The organism is Rhodocytophaga aerolata, assembly GCF_030503435.1.
GTDB classification, from domain to species: Bacteria; Bacteroidota; Bacteroidia; order Cytophagales; family 172606-1; genus Rhodocytophaga; species Rhodocytophaga aerolata.
Window position 1 is genome coordinate 1 of sequence record NZ_JAUKPO010000027.1, and the last position, 23261, is coordinate 23261.

General features: G+C 35.2%; 15 protein-coding genes. 11 read left to right on the top strand and 4 right to left on the bottom strand.

Features of this window, described 5'->3' with window-relative positions:
* The first annotated feature begins 100 nt into the window (after positions 1–100).
* Together Q0590_RS28230 and Q0590_RS28235 are read left to right on the top strand one after the other, a co-directional pair.
* Positions 101–607, top strand: a complete 507-nt coding sequence (locus Q0590_RS28230; protein WP_302041002.1) for a hypothetical protein — start codon at positions 101–103, stop codon at positions 605–607.
* A gap of 11 nt (positions 608–618) precedes the next feature.
* A complete protein-coding gene (locus tag Q0590_RS28235) occupies positions 619–1017 on the top strand; it encodes a hypothetical protein (RefSeq protein WP_302041003.1) in 399 nt (132 codons plus the stop codon).
* Positions 1018–1655: 638 nt separating this feature from the next.
* Here the strand turns inward: Q0590_RS28235 and Q0590_RS28240 are convergent.
* The 4 genes from Q0590_RS28240 to Q0590_RS28255 form a co-directional block, all read right to left on the bottom strand.
* Positions 1656–1901 carry a hypothetical protein gene (locus Q0590_RS28240; RefSeq protein ID WP_302041004.1) on the bottom strand — a complete coding sequence of 82 codons (246 nt, stop codon included), beginning with the start codon at positions 1899–1901 and terminating at the stop codon, positions 1656–1658.
* A 286-nt stretch (positions 1902–2187) separates the two neighbouring features.
* Positions 2188–3669 carry a tetratricopeptide repeat protein gene (locus tag Q0590_RS28245; protein ID WP_302041005.1) on the bottom strand — a complete coding sequence of 494 codons (1482 nt, stop codon included), beginning with the start codon at positions 3667–3669 and terminating at the stop codon, positions 2188–2190.
* Positions 3666–3896: a hypothetical protein gene (locus Q0590_RS28250; protein ID WP_302041006.1), complete on the bottom strand. Its 231-nt coding sequence runs from the start codon at positions 3894–3896 to the stop codon at positions 3666–3668. The genes Q0590_RS28245 and Q0590_RS28250 overlap by 4 nt, the downstream gene beginning before the upstream one ends.
* 81 nt (positions 3897–3977) lie before the next feature.
* Entirely contained in the window at positions 3978–4388 is a 411-nt protein-coding gene (locus Q0590_RS28255) for a hypothetical protein (RefSeq protein WP_302041007.1), read from the bottom strand.
* Positions 4389–5762: 1374 nt separating this feature from the next.
* Between Q0590_RS28255 and Q0590_RS28260 the strand changes: the two genes are divergently transcribed.
* From Q0590_RS28260 to Q0590_RS28300, 9 genes are all read left to right on the top strand, one after another.
* Positions 5763–6965 carry a hypothetical protein gene (locus Q0590_RS28260; protein WP_302041008.1) on the top strand — a complete coding sequence of 401 codons (1203 nt, stop codon included), beginning with the start codon at positions 5763–5765 and terminating at the stop codon, positions 6963–6965.
* 26 nt (positions 6966–6991) lie between these two features.
* Positions 6992–10939, top strand: a complete 3948-nt coding sequence (locus tag Q0590_RS28265; protein WP_302041009.1) for a DUF6531 domain-containing protein — start codon at positions 6992–6994, stop codon at positions 10937–10939.
* 11 nt (positions 10940–10950) lie between these two features.
* Positions 10951–11427 carry a hypothetical protein gene (locus tag Q0590_RS28270; protein WP_302041010.1) on the top strand — a complete coding sequence of 159 codons (477 nt, stop codon included), beginning with the start codon at positions 10951–10953 and terminating at the stop codon, positions 11425–11427.
* A gap of 1404 nt (positions 11428–12831) precedes the next feature.
* Positions 12832–16158 (top strand): hypothetical protein, encoded by a 3327-nt coding sequence (locus tag Q0590_RS28275; RefSeq protein WP_302041011.1) that lies wholly within the window; start codon positions 12832–12834, stop codon positions 16156–16158.
* Between the two features lie 16 nt (positions 16159–16174).
* A complete protein-coding gene (locus tag Q0590_RS28280; RefSeq protein WP_302041012.1) occupies positions 16175–17062 on the top strand; it encodes a hypothetical protein in 888 nt (295 codons plus the stop codon).
* A 9-nt stretch (positions 17063–17071) separates the two neighbouring features.
* Positions 17072–18547, top strand: a complete 1476-nt coding sequence (locus Q0590_RS28285; RefSeq protein WP_302041013.1) for a hypothetical protein — start codon at positions 17072–17074, stop codon at positions 18545–18547.
* 58 nt (positions 18548–18605) lie between these two features.
* Positions 18606–20228, top strand: coding sequence for a hypothetical protein (locus Q0590_RS28290; RefSeq protein ID WP_302041014.1), 1623 nt, complete (start codon positions 18606–18608; stop codon positions 20226–20228).
* 11 nt (positions 20229–20239) lie between these two features.
* Entirely contained in the window at positions 20240–21427 is a 1188-nt protein-coding gene (locus tag Q0590_RS28295; protein ID WP_302041015.1) for a hypothetical protein, read from the top strand.
* Positions 21428–21442: 15 nt separating this feature from the next.
* A complete protein-coding gene (locus tag Q0590_RS28300; RefSeq protein ID WP_302041016.1) occupies positions 21443–23254 on the top strand; it encodes a hypothetical protein in 1812 nt (603 codons plus the stop codon).
* Positions 23255–23261 lie beyond the last annotated feature (7 nt).

Sequence of the window (23261 nt, forward strand, 5' to 3'; positions counted from 1 at the left end):
GAATCCGCTCCTTCCATTTTGCCATCAGTTGTCCAATTCTATCTGACGACATACAGTAGAAGGTAATGAATGGGCCCATCCACAAGAGAAAGAGCTAATAATGGCTGGGTTCAATCTTGGTTATCCTGTAGGATTTTTTAGTTCTTTTGCAAGAGTTAGCGGGGGGAGAGGAGTAAATACAGTATCAGCAACTGAAGCTACTGCTAAAGTTGCAACACAAAGTCCTAGAGCTCTAAGCTGTTCAGGACCGGTTGATGAAGCTAGTAAATTAGCAGCTAATGCAGAAAGAAATATTGCATTAGGAGTTACTGAACATCTTGACGACTTTGCAAGAAATGTAGGAGGTACAACATGGAAGACTTGGGGTAATAAAGATTTTCAGTCACAGTTTTTAAGCACTATTAATGACCCTGCTAATAGGATACATTTTAATCTGACAGGGCCAGATGGTAGAATGATCAATGCATGGCAAGCTGTTACAGAAGGTTCAAAAGGAGTAAGCAGTAGAGCTACGAGTTGGGAATTATTTCAAATATATTCAAATCCAAATGCATTAAAGCGTACCACATTTTACTACAATGGAGAAGTTGTTCCTAGTCCTTATTAAAGTTTATCAATATGAATAAAGAAGAGGTTTTTGTTTCAGAAAGGTACTTCACCATCTTTGATTTTTATATAAGTCATGGGCAATTTCTATTAAGGTCAAGTAAAGACAGTAATTATTCTGAAAATATAGACATAATATTTTACGATACGAGGTATATACAAATGGCTACCTTTTTGCATGGAGTATCAATTAGCAAGATTAGTAACCCTGGATCTGTGATTCACGAATCAGTCATAAATCTCTTAAAAAATGTTGATTGCTATTTATTTGAAATAAGTTCTAACAAGGAGAGTTATTTTATTGTTAGCACTTTCGTTAGGGTATATGAGAATAATTTAGAATTCACAGAGACAAGCTTGGGAGTAATTGAAAATAAAGGAAGGGTAAGAGAGATAGCTAAAAGTAAATAAAATTGCAATACTGCAAGAGATACACATATTTGAATTAGGAGCTTTCGGTTTATCCTATTTTGTAAGGTTATTATGTTTTATCCATACTGCAATGATCACCACTAATCCTCATTGATTTGATAGACACCTATACATAATATGGCATGTTTTTCTGATAAAACTGCTTACTCAGCCGCTCTGTTTAAATTTTACGGTTGTACTCGTTTTACGGTCGTACTCGGATTCTTGAGATTCAATTCAAATCGGGGTTCTCCTAGTATAGAGGTAAATCACTTACGCTAAGAAACTATCTTTTTAGTTCATGGTTTATTACTGCTTGTAAAGCCCTTCCAAGTTGCTTTTCCCGCGAGTATAATCGTAACAAAAAACAGTGCTTGAAGAGGTTTTCGTTACTTTGATTTGTGTAACGGGTTTCTGTTACTCTTGGTCAATGTAGCGGGCAATGTCTATAATGGTAGGGGATAAGGCACGAAAAACGGTCGATTGCTTGATATACAATTTGTCCGAAGAACAGGGTGTCTTACATCTCAGACTTATAACCAGTTCCACTATGCGGATGCGCCCAGCCTTATTATCAATTAATAAGGAAGCTCTCCGGAGAGGGCTTTGTGTTACTTACTTCCGCTTGTAGCTGTGCATCAGTTCTCCTTTCCCATGAAAAGGGTCGGCATGCCAGCTAGACCACCTACTGCCGCAGAGCCAATGGCAATAATTACTTGTGCATTGCTTGCAGCTCCTGTTTTTTCGTTCTTGCTAAGCAATACAATACAAATGGGTATTTCGTCCTGATTTTCATACTTCAGAAAAAGAAACCGTTTCTTTAATGCCCAGTATGGACGTATTAAAGAACTAAAGTCTAAACTCTCATTAACTGTACTAGCCACTATTTGATTGAACGGTTCTGAGTTATAAGATAGTGATCGGACGGACAATGTATTACAAGCTTTCCGTTTTCTTCGAAGATATGACTAGAGGAAATGTTTTCAAGAACGGAGAGATACAAGCCCGTTCTTGAAAACATCTCCTCTAGTCAATAATAAGCATTTCGTTCCAAACTATGAATGATTATCCATCGTTCACTTGAAACAACGGCTCAACAAACTGAACATTTTCGACTATATTTTTTTCTGTATGATACCAACATAGTTTCTGTCAATAGTTGGTTTAGTTTTAAATTAATCTTTCCACTTCCTGAAGACCTAAATTAGCATCCGGATGATCTAATTCCTGAGCTCTTTTAAAATGTTGTCTTGCTTTCTCTAAATCTTTCTTTCTAATATAATGATATCCAAGCTTTATATGTGTGAAAGGATGGCTTTCTTTTAGCTCTACTGCTTTTAATAAGTCTTGAAATGCATCGTCTCTTCGTCCTAGGTCTTCTAGGGTAGCTGCTCGATTGATATACGCCATGAAAAAGTTTTGGTCAAGTGAAATTGATTTTGTGAAGTCTTTTAAAGCTGTTTCATAGCGTCCCAAATCATACAGAATATTTCCCCTATGAAAATAAGTCATACTCATTTTTGGATTGATCCTAACAGCCTGCGTAAAATCAGCTAGGGCATCATTTGTTTTTTTTAGAGCTTCGAAACATAATCCACGTTCTATAAAATAGTCAGTGTCTTCCTTATCGATCCGTATTGCATGTGTAAACTGCTCTATTGCCTCTTCGTATCGCAGTAGTAATTTTAAGGTTACACCCATATTGTAGAAATTATAAGCGTATAAATTATCTATCTCTAATATTTTAGCATAATCATCCAATGCTTCTTGATATCGATTTAATCTACCTAACACCAAAGCATGATTAGTGTAGGCTAGAATATAATTCGGCTCTAACTTAATAGCTTGGGCAAAGTCATCCAAAGCTTCATCTAATCTTCCCAATAGATAGTATGCCCATCCCCTGTCGTTCCAAGCAAGTGCATTCTTTGGCGCATTTTTAATAACTTTTGAATACAAGTCTATAGAACCTTGCAAGTTTCCTTCTGCTAGCTTATTGGTAGCCTTTTCACTTAATGATAAGTTACTTTCTGCCTCATATTTTTCATCTTGCTTATTTAGATTAAGATAATGTGAAGCCATCAACATTTTTCTTTTACATGAAAGGGCATCTTTATGTTCTGGATCTAAGCGGAGAATATATTCAAAGTCATTAAGTGCTTCCGAAAAATGCTCATTATTTCCAAGTGTTAAACCTCGTTCAAAATAGATATTGAGATTATTAGGGTCAATCTGAATTGCTCTATCATACATAGCTATTGCTTTATCAAATTGGCCAGCAGTATCGTATGCATTTGCGAGCCAGACAATTATATCTGAATTTTGGGGGCACATTTCGACAGCACGTTTGTAATCTGCAATAGCTTCGTTGAATGCATTCAATTTTAAGTTTATAGCACCACGATTAACATACCCTTTGGGGTCATCTTTAATCAAGTCTAAATATTTTGAAAATGCTTCTAGTGCCTTTTTATACTCTTTCAATTCATTATAAATAGTTCCAAGAAGTTTATAAAGTAATGCATCGGTAGGATCAAGAGCAATGGCCTGTTCAAAAATTTCTGCAGCAGCTCCAAATTCTCCAGACTTCGCTAGAACAAATCCTTGTGCACTCAGTTGTTTAGCTCTTTTTGCATTCTGTTCTGTAATCATTTTCCTTCGTATTTAGTGACACCGAAAATAATATAATTGAAAGGAATATTAGAGCCATCCTCTATGTTCAGGATCTGTCCGGATTCTTCGTCAAATTCCCATTCATCCCTACTCCACATCTTTTGTAAATTCATCGGAATCTGAACGGCAATGTAGATATCTGAAAGGATTACACCCATTCTAGCGCCTCCAAAATTTTGACTTATAGGATTTCTACGCAGAAACATTCTTATTCCGTGAATCAATACCTTTGGCGATGCCAATAGCAAGTTCTGATAAAGGACCTAGTGATGGTTGTGCAACAGTAGCTAACTGCAGCCCTTTTTAAATACTGTTGATTCTAAAACTGAAAGAAACTTTTCATACTGTTCGTTTTTTAGATTGACTGAATAGCACTGGAAAGCCCCTCTAACTGACCCCACACCTAAACCCAAGAAAATTGGATAACCTTCAATGCCTGCTTTTGCACCTTCCTTAATCTGGAAGGTAGAGTTAAAATGAACATCCTCTGCACCTTCGGGAATCTGATTTTGTGCAAAGAAATCAAAAAGGATCGTATGAATACCACTACCTGGATAAGTGGCAACACTCAAGCGGTCAAGTGTAATTTCAATGTGTGAATTTTTAGCGTTTGATCCACAATAATTTTTCCAGCAGAAATAATTGGTATTTGATTTAAAATAAGCAAGTAATTTATGCTTTTTACCTACTAGAGTCAATACCTGTTTTTAGGTATTTTTTGACTTGAGTAGTTAAGCAAAAGTAATTCGTTAATTCAACTTATAGCTGAAAAATGCTTATTAAGGATGTGGATGGCCATTGTTTTGTTTTCATCAATAATATTCTCCCAAATACCAGAAAACATTTGCTCACCTACTAAAGAACACTAATTACTGAATGTAGAGATGTCCAAAAAGTCATACTGGCTGTGGCACAACTCCTCTTCTATTTTTTTGATGAGAAACTTTGATAATGGTAGGCCTAGTGCACTTTGTGACTCAGGTGCATATGACAAATACCATAAGGAAGACAACTCATCAGGCCAAGGGCAATCGTATGGGCAGAAATATTGCTGTAGCGTAAAGTGAAGCCTGGAGGTAAAAGCAAGGTGAAGTTCATCCTGACTTAGCAATGAATCCTCCTACTTTTCACCTAATCTGACGCTGAACATGTGAAATAACCCAGCAGCTAACAGTGCATTGCACTTTTGAATAACTCGCAAACAGCTTGTCAAAAATACCTAAAACTAAGTATTGACCGGCTCATATATTTTGCCTAATTTACTTTATATAACCTAGTTAACAATGATAAAGTTTTAGAATTTATATCTGAAACATATACAGCAATTCACTAATAATTACTATTGTATAAAGTATAAGTGAATATTTGGTAGGCTCTCATACTGCTATCAAAGAAAATGGTATAAGTTCGAAATAGCTATTTTTCTAAAGCAGATTAAAAATTATTTCGCTTAAATCTTTAATGTACTACTACAATCAATAGCCCTCTAAGATTGCTAACCCAAATAGTTTATTTACTTAAGTAAATCAGGAAAAGAACTTTAAAAAAAAAATAATAAATATTTTTGAGAGGATAGATAAAGTTGTAACTTAAAATTAAGTTTAGCACTTTTGAAAAAATTCCGTTTGGAAATCAATGTAAATAAAGGTTCTTTTTCTAATTTCTTCTGATATTGCCCTAATAAGACCTGCGGCTGTTAATCATCTAAAAATACGCAATACTTTTCAACACAAAACTAGTGCACCCGGCTGTACTTTATTAGGTTCACAGTTGTTTTTATTTAGTTATGATGATTTGCAAAATCATTCTAGAGTATGATTTTCTGTTCAGAATTGCTGAAAGAAAATATTCTTGAATAATATATATTAGTACTATTCGTAACGAAAATATAAAAATTAATTGAAGTATACATTTAGGATTTTTAAAATTTTACAAATGTTCCTTAGGTGACTGATCAATCTGCAAATGCCATAACCTATAGGCTAAACCTATTAGCCAATGAGTGGGAAAAATTTTCCAGAAATAAACTTGCCCGGCTCTGTCGATGGTTTGTTTCAGTGAACGATGTAAAAATGATTGATACTTTCTACAGGGTAGAAAGTTCCGAAGGAGGTCAGACAGATGATTTGTTTATTCGTCTAACGTCTCCTTTTGTTGATGAGATTTCTTATTGTGAAGGACTTAATTCTGATTTTAAGAAACTTTTAGATGTATTTAAAGAAGCTTCTACAAGTAAAGAACATAAAGCTGAATTTAAGGAAATTGATAAGGAAATAGTCAATGGTTGGTCTCCTTCTAATTTACCTAAGGGGAGTGTACAAGAACTGACTAGTTCCCTTTTTAGAAATTTTAATGAATTTATTAGTCGAATATCAGATTGGGAAGGGAACTTGGTGGTTTATCTTTCTCCTGCACAAATAGAATTAGATAAAATTAATGCTTGGATTCAATGGATAGAACAGGCTTTGCAGTTGAGCATCCCACATAGAATTCGTTTTATGGTAATTGACTTTAAGGAAGAATCCAAGATGGAAGAATTGGCAAAAAGTAAAAAAGTATTTACACTGTCCCCCAATTTACAAATGGATGCAGCTTTGGATGAGTTATCGCAAGCAGGAGACCCCAATGATCCTGGGACTCAATTTCGTAGAGCTTTTGTTCAACTGACGCAGGCAATTGGGAAAAGGGACATACTAACCATGAAAAAGTATGGAACTAAAGCATTAGAGATAGCCCAAGCTAATCAATGGCCTCACATGAAAGCTGTAGTACATATGGCACTTGGCAGTGCTTATCTGGGTTTCAAAAATAACAAACAAGCTTTAGATGAATACGAAGCTGCTTATCAAGCTTCTCTCAAGGCTTACGAAACTGGCGAAAAAGAATATCAGGGCTGTGGCCCAGTTGCAATTACTGCCTTATTTTCAAAAGGTACGGTTTTTCTCAGCGAGAAGAACTATACAAATGCAATACCTGTCTACCTAACTGCAAAGAATTTAGCTATAAAAATATCTGAAAATGCAAAAAAATTACCTGAAAAAATAGAAGACGGGCAATACAGTCAAATGGAAGCTTGGCGACTTCTTGGATATTGCCTTGCACAAACCAAGGCACCAGATATAGAAATTTTCTCAGCATATTTTGCCTCTTTAGTTATATCCGAAGGCTTACCTAAAGAACAGCGTGAAAACATGGCAACTGCTGAAACTAAAGCGGAGCTGCAAAAATTATCCGAGAAATTAGGAAATAAAATAAGCATTCAATTTTTGTTATAAGATGCCAAAGAGAATTCTAAACAACCATGAATCCTGCTGCTAAATTTTTTGATCCGGTTATAGGAATAGACATTCACATTGTCAAAATCGGTCCTACGGTCCTTCCCATTCCTCATCCTTTCGTAGGAATTGTATGGGATCCAGCAGATTATGCGCCCATAATTGGGTCTAAAACTCGGGTTAATGGAGTACCTGCTTCACAAGCTGGATCAGGTGGAAGTGCAAAACCTTCTCATTTTCCTCTTGGTGAAAAATTTATTAAATCAGTAGGCGATGATTGTGAGGTTTTCATGGGTTCTTCTACAGTACTCACCGATGGGGAGCCTTTCTCATATATGTCGCTTCGAGTGCTGAGCTGTTCCTGTGTTGGTATGCCATCACCCTTCCGAGCTGGCAAAGAACCAACTCCTAGCTTAAAACTGCCTACTTCAGTGGTCTTACCCATACCTTCAGGCAATCAGGTACTCATTGGGGGCTCGCCTACTGTGTCTATGAGTGCCTTAGCCATGAAAGGAATTATGAGTGGTATAGGAGGTTGTTTTAAAAAAATCCGGAATAAAGTTCCTGGAAAAAAAGGCATGAAAAATGCTTCGGATGTTAACGGAGTGAAAAAATTAGACAATGGTAAAAAGACATGTCTAAGCGATCCAGTAGATGTAGCCACCGGTGAAGTAATTGATGAATATACAGACATTGAATTACCCGGACCTATTCCTTTTAAACTGGAAAGAGTCTGGTACTCTAGTTCTAGATATAGGGGACCATTAGGAAGTGGATGGCACCATAGTTATGATATGGCTCTTTTTATCGATGAAAAAGAGGAAATGATTTGCGTTCGCCTAAAAGAAGGACGATTAATCGGCTTTCCTTTGCTAGCGCTTAATGAATCATTTTATGATCGTACTGAAAAGCTTACCTTATTGCATGATCAAAATGGTTATGCTTTGCGCGACAAAGAAGAATTGTATTACCGTTTTTCGCCTGTAGATAATCATAAGTTCCTTTTGTCCAAAATAGAAAACACAAATGGGCATTCCATTCAATTTCAATACGCAAAGAATGATCGAGGAAACTATATAAGTAGGATTATAGACAGTGGAGGCAGAGAATTGTTGGTGAGTACCGACGATCATAACCGAATACTCTCTATAGCAAGTCAACATCCTGAAGCTAATGGGAGATCCTTTCATATGGTACAATACGAGTATGATTGGCAGGGTGATCTAATTGCGGTCAGGGATGCCGTAGATAAAGCCATGACCTATCAGTACGATAGCCACTTGATGGCTAAAAAGACCAATCGAACAGGACTAAGTTTTTACTATAGATACAACAAATTAAAGCATGATGGTAAATGCGTACATGTTTGGGGAGACGGTGGTATTCACGAATGCAAGTTAGAGTACTTCGTAGACGAATTTATGACATTAGTGACGAACTCACTAGGCCACCAAACTACTTATTACTGGAATGCTGCAGGCCTGGTAACCGAAACTATCAATGCGAAGGCGGATAGCAGGTACCAAAGATACAATGTATACAATGAGTTAATAGAAGAATATAATGAACTAGGTCTTGGAACCAAGTATGAGTATGATGAACGCGGAAACCAAACAAAAGTCACTTATCCTGACGGCGCTTCCATACAAATGGAGTACGATGAACAGGATCACCTAATTGCCGCTACCGATGCTGTTAGAGGGAAATGGCAGTGGCAATACGATGCCCAAGGAAATCTAATTGAACGCTTGGACTGCCTAGAGCGGATAACTCAATATGAGTACCAAAACGGACAATTGATCAAAGTCATTGACGCTGCCGGTAACGAATTCAAATTGAGTTATGATGAACAATTCAATTTGAAAGAGCTTATTATGCCTGATACGGCTACCACCCGCTGGGAGTACGACCAGCTGGGGCGTTGTATTGCTAGTATTGATCCAAACGGTAATATCCAGAGCCGACGTTTTAACCAGCTGGGGCAGGTAATACGGATAGATGAACCCGATGGAAACCAACGTTTATTAACGTATGATGAGGAAGGCAATGTCCGCCATGTGAAAGACCAGCAGCACGAGGCACATTTTACATATCAGGGTGTGAATCGTCTGGCTTCAAGAACTGAAGAAGGCACTACCGTGGAATTCCAATATGATACTGAAGGTCAGCTTACTGGCATCAAAAATGAGCTTGGCTTTGTATATCGGTTTGAAATAGATCCGCTGGGCAATATAACCAAGGAAGTAGGTTTTGACCTGCAGGAGCGTATCTATGAACGCAATGCTGCTGGACAAGTAACGATGGTACATCGCCCCGAAAAGCATTGGACCAGATACGACTACGACCGTGCCGGACGAGTGATACAGGTGACCTACCATGATGAAACGCAGGAAAAATATGCATACCGGCCAGATGGAAAAATGCTGCTCGCGGAGAACCAATACCAGAAAGTACAGTTTGAACGGGACTTGCTGGGCATGGTAACTAAGGAGATACAGGGAAAATATGAAGTAATCTCTACTTATGACATACTGGGGAATAGGATAGCCCTTAGTTCCACCTGGGGAGCTAAGATAGACTTAGTACGTAATGCAATGGGTGATTTAGAGCAACTCTTCGCTCAAAATGGTGAACAAGCAGCCTGGCAAACATCCTTTAAACGAGATCTGCTGGGCTTAGAAATTGAACGCAGTTTACCAGGAGGAATCCACAGCAGCATAGAACGGGATAAGCTGGGGAGGCCTATTCATCAACAGATCAGCGGCACTAAGGGCTACATTATAGACAAGCGGTATGAATGGGATGTGAACGACCGCTTACAAAAGATTATAGATACCAAGAAAGGCACAACCACCTTTACACATGATCCTTTAGGCAACCTGATAAGTGCTCAGTACGGTGACGGTACTTTTGAATTCCGGATGCCTGATGCAGTAGGTAATTTGTTCCGCACCCGCGATCGTAGTGACCGTAAGTATGGTCCAGCGGGACAATTGCAAAAATCAGGGAATACATACTATGAATATGATGAGGAAGGCAACCTTATCCGGAAGACAGAGACTGGTGGAAAAGAATGGCGTTATATATGGAATGCTTATGGTATGCTAAGCAAGGTAATAAGGCCAGATGGAGAAGCAGTAACTTTTACGTATGATGCATTAGGCCGCCGCCTTTCCAAAACTTTCCGTAACAAAATTACTCGCTGGGTATGGGATGGCAATATCCCTTTGCATGAATGGATAGAAAGCACTACATTATTTAAGGCATCCTATCGTACAATTGAACAAATGGCTGCAAATGGCGGAGGTGAAGTAGACAATAATCTAATAACTTGGTTATTTGAGCCTGAATCTTTTACTCCATTAGCCAAGCTGACAAAAATGCATTCTTATGGAATTATAAATGATTACCTGAGTACGCCTTTAAGTATGCACACTGATTCAGGGGAAACAGTATGGTCTGCCGATTTAAATAGCTATGGTGGAGTAGTAAATTTACTTGGGAAAGCCGAAGATTGTCCTTTCCGCTACCCCGGCCAGTATGAAGATGTAGAAACGGGATTATATTATAATCGGTTCCGCTATTATGATGCCAAAGAGGGTATATATGTAAGTCAGGATCCAATTGGGTTAAAGAGTGAAATTTTAAACTTTTATCGCTATGTTGATGATCCACTGGTTTGGAGTGATGAGTTTGGGCTTAAATGCGGGCAAGATAATTTCCCTTTTGAAACAACAAGGCACTTTCGTAACAGACTTGCACAAAGACAATCTAGAGGTATTACAAGGCGAAATGCTATAGATGCATATAATAATGGAAGATTGTATTATAACCGTGCAACTAAGAATTATATTAGGCACAGTTCGAGAACTGGCGTTTCGGTAGTAGTTAGTAAACCGAGCGGTGGTAAAGCTATAACTGTATTTGAAGGCAATGCATCACCTAGCTGGGAACCTGTGAGATGGAGGCTATAAACAGAATGTATATGAATGATATAATAGTAAAAAAAGTAATGTCAAGCGATTATGGCTTCTTAATTCCAAGGTATGATAAAGAGTCAGGGATCTTAGAAATAACTTCAAGAAAGAGCAAGGAATGGATTTATGGAATCGATATTGATGGAGTTATAATTTTTGATATTGATGAAGATTTAATAATTGAGAATTTGGATGTGTGCGTTGATAAAAAATATTGGAAGAAAGTGGATAACTTCCCTGATTGGAATCTTATTGAAGATAAAATATATAACCTTAAAGTTGACGCTTCCTCTATCAAAATTAAAAGTTTTAACTACGGGGATATTAAATTATTTACTGATAAAAGAAGTGAAAGTCTAATGATAACTTTCAATTTAAGTAGTCAAAACGAAATATTAAAAATGTATAAAGTATCTAATCACTGCTTTTGCTTTATTAATGAGGACATATTGCAAGGTTTTTTTATTAATTTAAAGAAAGGATAGAGTAACTTATTCCTGGTGCAAATTTGGTTCTCAACTTTTTAAGATTTTAGCTTGTGTTGAACGATGAATACACTTTGAACTCCGCTAGCTGAAGATCGGCAATTATTCTAGTCATAAGATTTCAAAGGTTATTTAAAAATTAATTTGTAGCCACTAAACAAATATATAACCCCTAACCCCATACTTTCATGAATATTGAAGAAATAGTCCATCCTAAAGGCTATTTTACACAGTAAAATATATTTCTAGGCAAAGCTTGTCAGTTATCAGGGTTAAATGAGTTCAGTAGGGATATAGAAAAATATCCAAGATGCCTGGTAACGATATATGTCTAAACTTATGGAAATGGCATGCTCGGCTTAGTAACTTGCCAAAAGATCTATACCAATGATCTAACAGTTTTTTAGTCTATTGATTTCATTTTATAGAAGTTTATTTTTAAATAAAAAATACTTAGAAAAGGATAAATTATTATTTAGAATCTTGATCATCAAAAAAATAAAAAAAATATAGGAAAACTTTAATATTTTTTTTTAACTTAACATCACCTTCATAATAAATCTAAGAGCCCTTCAAAAAATAGTAAGTTAAAATAAAGTAGGGAATCAATGAGTTGCTAGATACAAAGCATGGCCATTGTATTCAACTAATCTCACAGATTCCCAGTGCCAAGTAATACAAGAATTACTTTTAGATCAACGCAAACGAAAATATAAACAGCACAGAATATTTAATGTGATTTTGCATGTAGTTAAGGAAGGCATACTTTGGCAGTTAATGCCTAAGGTCCTACTTCCCTGGGAAGTGTCTATTACTACTATGCTAAGTATCGCAAATCAAATATCAGGCAAGGATCGAATAATACTTTGCGGGAAAAATACTAGCAAAAAATGGACGCCAAGTGAGTCCATCCATAGTCCTTATAAATAGCCAAAGTGTGTAAAGCAACTTTTGTAGGAGACTGCGTGGATTTGATGCAGTTAAGAGAGTCAACGGTCGTAAACATCACATTCTAGGAGATACATTAGGCTTGTTATTATAGACCGAGATTGGTCTATGTAGTAGTGAATCGAGCAGATATTGATCAAAGAAGAGCCGCAGGTTTTGTGCTTAAGCGGCTCTTTAAACAGATGCCAATGTTATACCGCCTGTCATTCATTTTTGTGGATGGTGGCTATAGTGGGAATTTGAAGCTGTTGTCAGGAAAAATTTTCATTGGCTCGATAAATCGTGCGTAAGGATTTAGTAATAAAAACTTTTCAAGTACTAGCTGTTGGATTAGCTATGCTGAAATTTGTTTGTGTAATCCCTATTTTTAGACACTTTCTAACAAGTGGCTTATGTAGATTTTCACTCATTTATTTTTGACATCAATATCCATTTACTTCGTAATTACAAACGTCTATGTTAAATCAATATCTGACAACCCTAGGGGTAAGTGTCGATCAGTTGCAGGATATCAAAAAAAGAGTATATCTGGTTGGTAAATTTAACACTTCTGATCCCAATCCTACTTGTTTTCTTTTTACCAATAAAAAGAATTACCCAGAACCTAACCCGAATGGTTTTGCCGGTATAGGTAGCCTAAGTTACAACAGTTTTGTAGATAAAATCAGACCCTCATTTACTGAAAAGTTTGGTAACCAAAGCATCCCAGGTATCAATAATAACTTACCCTACTTTACACTTTCCCCACAAGCAATTCGAGCAGAAATAGAGGGAGAAGGGCAAGATTCTTCTTATAAGATTGATACTTCTAATTATTTTTTTCAAAGAGCCATTGCTACTTCCGATCATCCTCATTTTAGGGAAGATCGCCCAGACGTAGATGATATCTTAAGTGCTGCTGCTGGGCAAACTATTTTTATTCAAATCAAACAAAATCTTACGGAGTACTGTAAGTTTCAACAGCGAAACTATGAGCTAATACAAGCCTTTAAAGGACTTGTGTTACATAATGTTGGTAGGGGTGAAATTAATGCTGGTTATAATCAAATCTCTCCTTTTCCTTTGGACTTTTTAGAACGGTTCATTGAGTATCTTTATTCTGAAGATCAGAGCTTCTCTACTAATGGCATTAATACCTTAGAACTCATCGGACACAATGGGCTTAAAGATCTATCGGAACACTATAAAAGATATCTTACAGAGGGAATATTTGGCACATCAAAAGATTATTCACTCGCTTACTTGAACCAAATTGATAGAGACCTCATAATACGATTTAAGAAGGCTCGAAAAGCCTATAACATGCTGCAACAAATTGTACGAAGCAGAGTGCTACTCTCCATGGTGTTGCAATGGTCTATTGAATATTTTGAGACCTTACCTTCTGTGAAAAAGGATGAGCCAAATAAGTTTAAGGTAATTGAAGAAGCCATTTTGAAAGGAGAAATGGGAAAAAATGGCGAAGCATTATTGATGACGCCGATAGAGCGGGAGGAAGGAGTAACAAAGCAAAGTGTAATTGTAGAGTTAAGAAGATTTACTCCTATTATGTTACGGTACATTGCTTTTTATCCCAAACAGGAAGAAGGTGAAGATGAAAAAGCTTATCAAGATAGGTGTCAGAGTTTTGAGGAGGACGAAGTTAATAAAAAATCATTTAATAGCTTATTAAAACCTATACAAGAGATGGTTAATCAAACTATCAATGAAGTAGGAGAGAATGGACTTAAAGGACACGGATTGAAGAAGCAAAATATAGAGAAGGTAATAAACGACGAACAGTCTCTTAGCTCTTTTGTAAATTCAATTAATAGCTATTTTATTGACGTAATCATACCTAGGTTTTTCAAAGAACCTGGTATTGGTTTTGACGACCTGAGAAGTAGATATAAAGGCTATGAAGAAAACCTATTTATCAATGTTGTACTAAGAACCGAGGGAGATTTTATTAAAAATGATGAGATTTTCAAAAATGCTGATGCCATCTCTGAGATGAATGAGATAATCAGAAGGCTAGGAGAGGGACAGTTAAAAATGGTTAGTGACAAAACGGTGGCAGAGGAAATAAAAAGAACACAGCAAGCTCTGTTGAATGAAAATCTTAAGAGAGGCCTCGGTCTAACTGGTTATAGTCCTACTTTACTTCCTCCAAAAGCTGATCCTTATGAGCAACCAGTTATTGCTTCTCGAACACACAATGAAAAATCAAAAATAGAAAAGCTATCAGGTGATGTGTTGAAAAGCCTTAGTGCTGGAAGTGGTAATGGACAAAAAGCATTACCAAAAAATAGCAATGATCAGAAAGCATTACCAGAAAATATTGAGAAAGTATTTATGGATGAGAGAAACTTGAAAGGCTGGTTACAAAAATACAATAATGCTGATCTGGCCAAAAAAGATGAGGAAGGAATTGTGGCACTTAAAAAAATTACTGATATTCTTAAAGGAGATATTGAAATAATTGATAGAAAAAAGAGTTTGATATCTTCAATCTACTCAGAAGCTCCATCTATATCTATTTTTCGCAAAGAAACAGAAGCCATGGCATTAACCAGGCTTCTTATTCTGCACGCTGAAGAATTAAGTTTAGACAAACCCGGTACTCATCTTTTTGATTTATTGCTGGACCTGGTCGAAGAATTGGATAGTACTAATCCTGATCTCGCTAAATTTTGGAAAAAACATTCTTTAACAAAATATATAGACAAAACCTTGTTCTCCAATCCTGAAGATATTTACAAAGGAATGGGATTTAGTGCATTAAAAACAGTTCTCAAAAATCAGGCTTCTGATAGTCTTAAAAACGTAATACAGGTTGTCTCAGAATTACATGGAGTAAAATATTTGTTTGATCAAGCTGGTAAACAAGATTCAGGTGCTGAAATCATCGTGGTAAATGCGAACTGGCAAGAATTTATGAATTGGGTAGGTAATAATAGAAATCAATTGTTAAAGCCTAATAGTTTATCAGCTTTACCTAATCAACCCAATCCCTACTTTCCGGTGATGATATATATGACTGACCTTGCCTTCGAGTTTAACGAAAGTAATAAAAATGCTTTTGCCCAGGCACTGTCTGCCGGAAATCTGAACAAAGACCCTATGCCAGTTTTTCCACCTATTTGCCTGTCAACGGCTAGTTATATGACTATAGACTGGGATCAAAACGGTAGAACCTTGGCCACCTTAGCTGATAATTCAGTTGCTCCCTTATCAATTATTGGTCCTTCACTTCCCTTAAATAGTAATGTAGATACAGTTTTCTCCACAGTACTTTACTCCGGTTACATCTTGTGTACACATTTTTTAAAAGACCTAGGAAGGTCAAGTACCCAAAGGTTGGTCTTCGATCCCAACGAATTAATTGGTAAAAAATCTTCAGAAAGATTTAGAGTACTTTTCAATGGAGCTGATCCGGTAAATACGCCGAATGGATTGATATTAAATTCTACGGTAAACAGAAGTAGTAAGGATGGTAAGATTGAATTCACCTATACAGGTGACCATTACTTATACCTCCTTAAACTTATTGAATACATAGTTGAGAATGGTGATATCGGAGGAGCTCCAAGTTTAAATAATTTATACAAGGATTTTACCTACGACTTAGGGAATCCAAATCCTCATAACAGCAGCAACATCCTTAATGGTTGCATGCTGGACGGCAAGGCTACTGATTGGAGCCTGGTACTACCTTCTAATGATAACCCAAATTATTTGTTGCAGCTTTTCCCAACCAGTGGTGGTCCCAAATTTATGAATACACAATGGTTTAATAATTAATTAAAATCTTAACATTATGGTATCAATTTCATTTGATGGCTTTAATTCTAGTGCGTCCGGATACAGAATAGCTACTTGTTTTGATGAAAATGGATTTGCGGAATTTCATGTGTACACGAAAGAAGTGACGGAACGAAGAAATGAGTTTCCTCCTGTGGAACTTAAACCAGATGGATCTGGAAATTTGAGTATTAGAGATACTCAGGGTTTTCGTGAGTACGATTTCAATAAAATTAAGCTTATTGGAGGGGAAACCCACGTAACTCAACAGAAAAAAGTACGATATCTTATTTTTAAATATGATCCCGATGATATTAACAATACTGGTAAATCATATGAAAAGCATGTTACTGTTACTAATAAAAGAAAAATTTCTGAGGGGAAAGTACTGCCTTATAATATAAAATTAGGTAATGTGCCCCATTCGCTGCTTTCATTTGCCAATAGGTTTATTGCGCAGGAACCTCTATCCTTAGAAATGCTTAAGTTTGAAAATAGCCGTTCTAATGAAAATTCATTTCTGGAGTTAGTTTTAGAACTATCAAAAAGTCTACAGGACCCAAATGTTGAAGGCTTTGAACCCAAAACAATTACCTACAAAGGAGATTTAACCGCTGAAATCAATTATCAAACCTTAAAAGGAATCTTAGTTTTTGAATCACATGGAGATTTTGTTTACGAAATAACTCCCGATTTGGATAATATTATTGTTGATGCGAATCGGGGCTTGGGTGATTATGTATCTTATGACATTGTACCGTTTCTTCCCTCACAGATATTAGACCATGCAGTCAATCAGAATCCAGTGAAAGAAGACCGTAGACTTTCTATTGATACAATAGAAACGGCCATTATTGTAATGAATAGGAATAATGATGACATAAAATTTAAAGACATTATATAATGCTGATGTATGTCACTTAAAATAAAGATAGGGGAAAGAAAGTTTGACTGCTTAGATATTACCTTATGTCGTAGACATGGCTGCCCTACTACCTTGGTAGTAAACTTACTCTTTGATCATCTTGATCAATACGAACATGATTTTGCAACCTTTTTAAAGGAAAAATTAGCCGAAGAATCAATAATAATTCAAATTCTTTTGGATGATTCTATCATATTTCCAGATTGCAGAATTGTTTCTGTTAAAGGAAATATACCTGAGATTACAATAACAGCCACTTACACAAGTTTACCAGAAGCTGCTTTTGCTCCTAAGAAAAGGGTACTTAAAGCTAATTCATTTAAAGAACTGCTTAACTCTTATTTTGATGATATTGTTTATTGGGATGACCCGGTAAAAAACACCATCATGAACGATAAACTTATAGAAGGTGAAACGTTAAAAACTAATTTTATTCAAAACGGTATTTCCGATTTTGAAATGCTTCGGCAAATAATAGCAGTCTATAATCATTGGAAAGGATCAGCCAATTCCCTGGTGTTAACAGGAGCCATTACTAACAAGAAAATGAAACTTGAATGGGCACAAGAGCTAAAATTTAGAGAACTTAATTTAGTAGAAGGGAAAAAAATAACAAGAGAAATTCCTGCGAACCCCGCCCCTTTTCTCATTTTTAATGAAATTAATATTTCTAGTCCTCTTACTTATTATAAAAATGAACCTCTACAATTAATCACCCATGAAATCAGGTGGGGAAAATTTGTTGAGACCGATTGGAATGACTGGTATAAGTTGGACTTGCCCTTGTTTTTGGAGGAAAAGTTCGTGTATGAAATAAAGGATTATTTAAAATTGGAGGATGGTAAAACTGTGTACAATAGTTTGGTCAGTATATTTCCTAGAACTTTAATTTTTGAGGTTGAAGATAAAAGCCTTTTACCTTGGACAGGTGTAGGAACAATATCAAAGAGAGATCCTAAAAAACAGTGGCTTGAAGTGAAACTAGGAGGGTTCGAGTCTGGAGACGATACGGTGGATGCCAAAGTTAGTACACCTTATAGTGGTAAAGGAGGAAGTGATGGCTTCCATTTAGTTCCAGAAGAAGGAACTGAAATTAATTTAATAAGAGGCAGTGATATACTTTCTCCAATAATTTCAACAGGCAATGTACGTAGCGCCGAAGCCGTTGAAAGTGCCCCCTACTGGAAGTTAGAAGAAGGGGCGACATGGAGTTTTAAAAAACTATCATTTAGCAACGATGAGTCTTTACAAATCTCAGCCTCTACCATTGAAAATATTGCCAAGAAAGAAATAACAGTTAGTGGCGATACTATAACAATTAGTGGTGATACTTCTGTTGACATAAATAGCAAAACACTTAATGTAGCAGGAGAAACAGAAGCTAAAATTACTGGTAAAGCGATCAGTATTGATGGAACAGATAAAGTCAATCTCAATTCTAAAATTGTAGGATTAAACTCTTGAAATCACCTACAATGTGCTTGAAAATTTATATTGCTTGAAGATAATTCTGGAATAAAATATGGATTCACTAGTAGTCATAGTTGATAAGGTTAATGATAAATCTGATCAGGAAAAATTAAACAGAATTTGCTCTGAAAAAAACCGGGATTATAGCGCACGCGTACCTTGTGCTTTATATATTCACAGAGAAGGAAGAGACAAAATTCCAAAAATAGCTTTTGAGAATGAAGAAACGCAAAACAATTTTTTTGATCAATTCAAAGACAGATCACTAGGAGGACTTAGCAAGAATGAAGTAACAGGTATAACAACCATGCCATACAGGCAATTGAAAGAATTTAATGACATAGTAACCAGTGGAATTGATAATAGTGTAGATGTTTTCATAACGATAAAGATTGAGGAAAGCTATGAGGCTAACCTCTCTATGTGTTCACTTCGAAAAATAACCTTTAGAAGAACAGGGATGGATGAAATCTCACGCTCCAAAAATATAGCTATAGAAAAAGTTATTGAAAAGGGACATGAACATGTGATACTAAACTGCTTTAAGGAAGGTAAAAAAATTTTCTTATCCCCATTACAAAGTAAACCCATTGAGGATGGTTTTCCTACTTTTGATGCCCTATTCAAAGATAGAAATAGATTTCCAATAGCCTTACCTTTAAAATTCTATGACGATGTTAAGACTTATTATAGGGAGGACCAACTAAAAGTTCGAGATGCATTACGTAAGAAGTTTGAAAGCTATACTTTTTTTAAAGAAAGTCTATTCTTTAAACTTTGGAAGGCTAGTGACAGCCCTGTGTTTAGGGAATTTCTTAAAGAAGGTGGCTATTTTACATTGATAAGCAAAGGGGAAAATGTAGAAAATGCTCCAGAAAGAGAAGGTGAAAATATTTTACGTTTCATTTATCCCGGAAATGGCTGGATACATCAGTGGAGAGGTAAATTATTGGAAAAAAGGGCTTCTCATTCAATAGAAGCATTTAAAGCACTAAACGGATTTGAGAAAGACTTCGAAGAATTAAAAATGGCTATAAATGAAGATTTAAAGTATCATTTTAATTATTTGGAAATAGAAAGAAAAAGTGAGAAAGTTGAAAGCGATAATACTTGGACAAATAATGATGAAGTTGGTTATATTAAGGATGCAAGAACAAATGATCATGTTGATAAAATATTAATACTAGCAGATGAAATAGGGGAAGGTAATTATATAAAAAATGTAATAGATGTCTTTAAAGCAAACAATGATAATGATGGTGCTTTGGAGGTATTTATGAGAAATTTTGTGCCTTACCCCTTTTGTGATGCCAAAAGAATTATTTCAAACGATAGAAATATTCAATCCACCTATAGAAAGGAATTTAGGATAATTGGTGAACAGAATATGTATTGGGCTTGGAAACAATGCGTGCTGGAAATGCTGTATTGGCAAAAACGAGAAAACTTGTATAGAAGCCTAGAAGAGGGTATGAACTTTCTATTCAATGTAAACACAATAGATAGTAATATTCAAAAAGAACAAGATACATACATTTATCATAAGAATTTACACCTTGGGCAAATTATGCAATTAAGGCTTTTCTTACCAGAGAAGGCAAAGGTGAGACGAGGAGTCTCATCAAGAATTGATGACCCGCAAGCACTATTAGATAAAAATTTCATAATTAGATAATAACTAATAAAATGGAGCAGGCTTTATTTTATTCAAATATGCCCTTACGGGCTAGGGACTTTCACAATTTTGAAAAGTATCTGCTAGCAAACAGTGTTAACACTGATTATGGGGTAATTTGGTTTCCAAAGAAAGGCATAGAAATAAAAACAATTACAAATGAAAATAATGAATTTGAATTAAGGATAAGAGAAATAGCAGGGTTTAAAAAAGAAAAGGGAATAATAATTATAAATAGTGAAAGCCCTCCTTTGAAGAAGAAAATACATATACCGGAAAATGATATAGTACATGATATATTTATTACAGATGAACTAACAAAGGTAAGTGAGGAAAATAAAAGTAGATTAAACATTAGAGTCTATGAAATCTCTAAGCAAAATCAGGATGATCTCGAAGTACAAATTCGCCAAGATAATGAATTATATGTTGGAAGATTTCTTATAAGAAAGAGGGCAGGAAATGATCCTGAAATAGAAATGGTACAAATACCTTTGATCTATAAATTATCGGCCATTGAAGAATGGGAAAAACAATTCAATAATACGGTACTACCTATCAAGCAAGCGCTAAAAAGAATGGCTAAAATTTATGAAAATGACAGGTATTTCCTAAGTGAAATAATCAAATTTGGTGAAAGATGTTTAGATCTTCCGCTAAGTGAGTTATACTTAGAAAGCGAAAGTTTGGGTAGTCGTGAAGATAATCTTCATGATCTTGAGGCAAAGATCGATGCAATTGTAAATAGTTCTAATAGGAAAAATAGAGGGTGGGAACTATTTTATACTATGAAGATGACAAATCATTTGGCAATGGACATATCTGAAAATCTTAATCGTGGAGGTGTCAATCTTCTGCCATTTATGAAAGAGGATTTTACTACCGATATTGATACAATTCATATTTTAAAGCAATTTGACGATGATCACCAAATAGAGTTCCGCTTCCTAACGAATGAAGTTATTGAAATTCTAAAAAGAGAAAATTCTATTACAATTAATAGATCTAACTCATCACTTGAGAGTATCAGAACAGAATCTACTACTAAAGGGAATAATTTAACATTAATTTATAAGATTCCTATTAAGAAAAAGCAGGCTAATACAATTACCTTTTTTTTTCTAAAGATAGGGAACTTACAATATGGAAAAGACTATCAATTATTTTATTCAACATTGTACGATGGAAAATCTAACTAATTTCATGCTATAAATATGAATAATTTAGAAAAAAACCTTCTTAATGAGGTCGGCCTAATATTTCCGAAGTCTGAATTTGAGAATTGGAAAAAGATGCTTAAAAACTCACAGTTATCTAGAGATAATTTGATGCAAATACTAGACAAATGTGAAGCTGAAATTTCAAATAAAAGTAATAAATGGTCTTTAGCAATTGTAAGTTTTACTAATTATGTGATTGTTGATAGATATAGGAATGAGTTATTAGATTTAGATACTAAGTATTCCAAACATTTTTATGCTTCCAATGGGCAATATGAAATTAGTTTAATTGATATAATCAATGAACTCTATAATTCATGGAATAAATCTTGCCAAGCTGATAAAATCATAACTTGGGTCTCAAGGCCTTTAGCCTTTTATGAACTTATGAAGGTCATTTTAGATGAAGCCAACTATAGAAGATATTTTTTATTCGATACAATAAAAAAAGAAGTCAAATCGATAATTGATGAAGAAGAAGGAAAAGAAATCAAAGAAGTAGTAGATGAACTGGGTTTCAGAGAAGACAAAAGAAAAGACTTGCTTAACTATTTAAAATTCTTTATTGATCCTAGAAAAAAGATTTCTCTCCTTGAACAGCACCCCTTATTAAATTTTGCAACCAGATATAAAGAAAATGGCGAGAGCTTATTTATATATAACAAAGCTTCAAATGAGAAGATAGATGAATACGATATATACGATAATATCGCAGAATCTTTTTCTATAGATTTAAACGATTATTCCAAAATTAAAGAAAAATCGATTCAAGCGTATGTAATAGGACCACAACGCAACGGTAAGACCCATATGATACGTTCTTTAAAAAGTTTAATGACAACGGGAGGAGGACTTGCAGGCTATGGTCTGACTAATATGAGTGAAGGTGGCGATGTAGAAATACTAGAAGGTGAGGCTACTCCATTGCCGGTTGTGAAAGAGGGTCTTTTCAGATATAATATTGGAAGATTGGAATGCTATTATGACCTGATTGATAGCAAAGGTAGTCTTACTGAGAAAATTATCAATATAGAAGATCCAGATAGTTTAGATCTCATTACTAAGCTAAAAGAAACTAATCACTTACTTTTAATGATTTCGCCTGAATTTATCATTGAGAAAAATGGCGAGAAATCAAAAATAATATTTAGCCAAAATGTCAATAATTTTTTAGATATCGTAAGAAAAGGCGAAAATATTAATTTTATTTCTATCATCTTTTCAAGATTCGATGAATATGGAATATTACTCCCATCAAATAGAAGAATAATAAATACACAAGAACAATATAATTATTTTGAACAATTTAGAAATAAAAAAGGAGATACTGATTCAGAGTGGAAAGCCTTTAAAAATAGTATAACCTCATACAATGAAAACAAGGATTTAGAGGAATTTAATCTGCTATTGGGTTACTGTTTAGAACAACTTAGAGATATATTATACAATATTAAATTTGGTGATAATGAATTACTTCCTTTCAATCTATATATAACAAGTATACCATATACAATTAATAGTATGTCATATAATGGAAACGGGGAAGCGATAAAAAAATATACAATTACAGGCCTCTACAATATCTTTCAAGATTATCATCGCTATCTTGCATTAATTCATAGAGAAAGAAGATCTGTACCAGGAAATGAGCATTCTAATGGGACATCAACTATAGATGAAGTACGAGATTCAAATATTTTTATTAAGTTTCTAAATTGGATAAAAAAAGATAATAAAAATCTATTGTTTGTCATTGGAAGTGTAGTAATAATTATTCTAACAGTGCTAAAAATAGCAATTGCTTAGCTAGTAC

What these genes read in the sequence shown, in the direction of transcription:
- Q0590_RS28290 (WP_302041014.1), top strand. Translation starts at nt 18,606, where the DNA reads ATGGATTCACTAGTAGTCATAGTTGATAAGGTTAATGATAAATCTGAT.
- Q0590_RS28280 (WP_302041012.1), top strand. Translation starts at nt 16,175, where the DNA reads ATGGTATCAATTTCATTTGATGGCTTTAATTCTAGTGCGTCCGGATAC.
- Q0590_RS28265 (WP_302041009.1), top strand. Translation starts at nt 6,992, where the DNA reads ATGAATCCTGCTGCTAAATTTTTTGATCCGGTTATAGGAATAGACATT.
- Q0590_RS28275 (WP_302041011.1), top strand. Translation starts at nt 12,832, where the DNA reads ATGTTAAATCAATATCTGACAACCCTAGGGGTAAGTGTCGATCAGTTG.
- Q0590_RS28235 (WP_302041003.1), top strand. Translation starts at nt 619, where the DNA reads ATGAATAAAGAAGAGGTTTTTGTTTCAGAAAGGTACTTCACCATCTTT.
- Q0590_RS28300 (WP_302041016.1), top strand. Translation starts at nt 21,443, where the DNA reads ATGAATAATTTAGAAAAAAACCTTCTTAATGAGGTCGGCCTAATATTT.
- Q0590_RS28270 (WP_302041010.1), top strand. Translation starts at nt 10,951, where the DNA reads ATGAATGATATAATAGTAAAAAAAGTAATGTCAAGCGATTATGGCTTC.
- Q0590_RS28250 (WP_302041006.1), bottom strand. Translation starts at nt 3,896, where the DNA reads ATGTTTCTGCGTAGAAATCCTATAAGTCAAAATTTTGGAGGCGCTAGA.
- Q0590_RS28245 (WP_302041005.1), bottom strand. Translation starts at nt 3,669, where the DNA reads ATGATTACAGAACAGAATGCAAAAAGAGCTAAACAACTGAGTGCACAA.
- Q0590_RS28295 (WP_302041015.1), top strand. Translation starts at nt 20,240, where the DNA reads ATGGAGCAGGCTTTATTTTATTCAAATATGCCCTTACGGGCTAGGGAC.
- Q0590_RS28230 (WP_302041002.1), top strand. Translation starts at nt 101, where the DNA reads ATGGCTGGGTTCAATCTTGGTTATCCTGTAGGATTTTTTAGTTCTTTT.
- Q0590_RS28260 (WP_302041008.1), top strand. Translation starts at nt 5,763, where the DNA reads ATGATTGATACTTTCTACAGGGTAGAAAGTTCCGAAGGAGGTCAGACA.
- Q0590_RS28285 (WP_302041013.1), top strand. Translation starts at nt 17,072, where the DNA reads ATGTCACTTAAAATAAAGATAGGGGAAAGAAAGTTTGACTGCTTAGAT.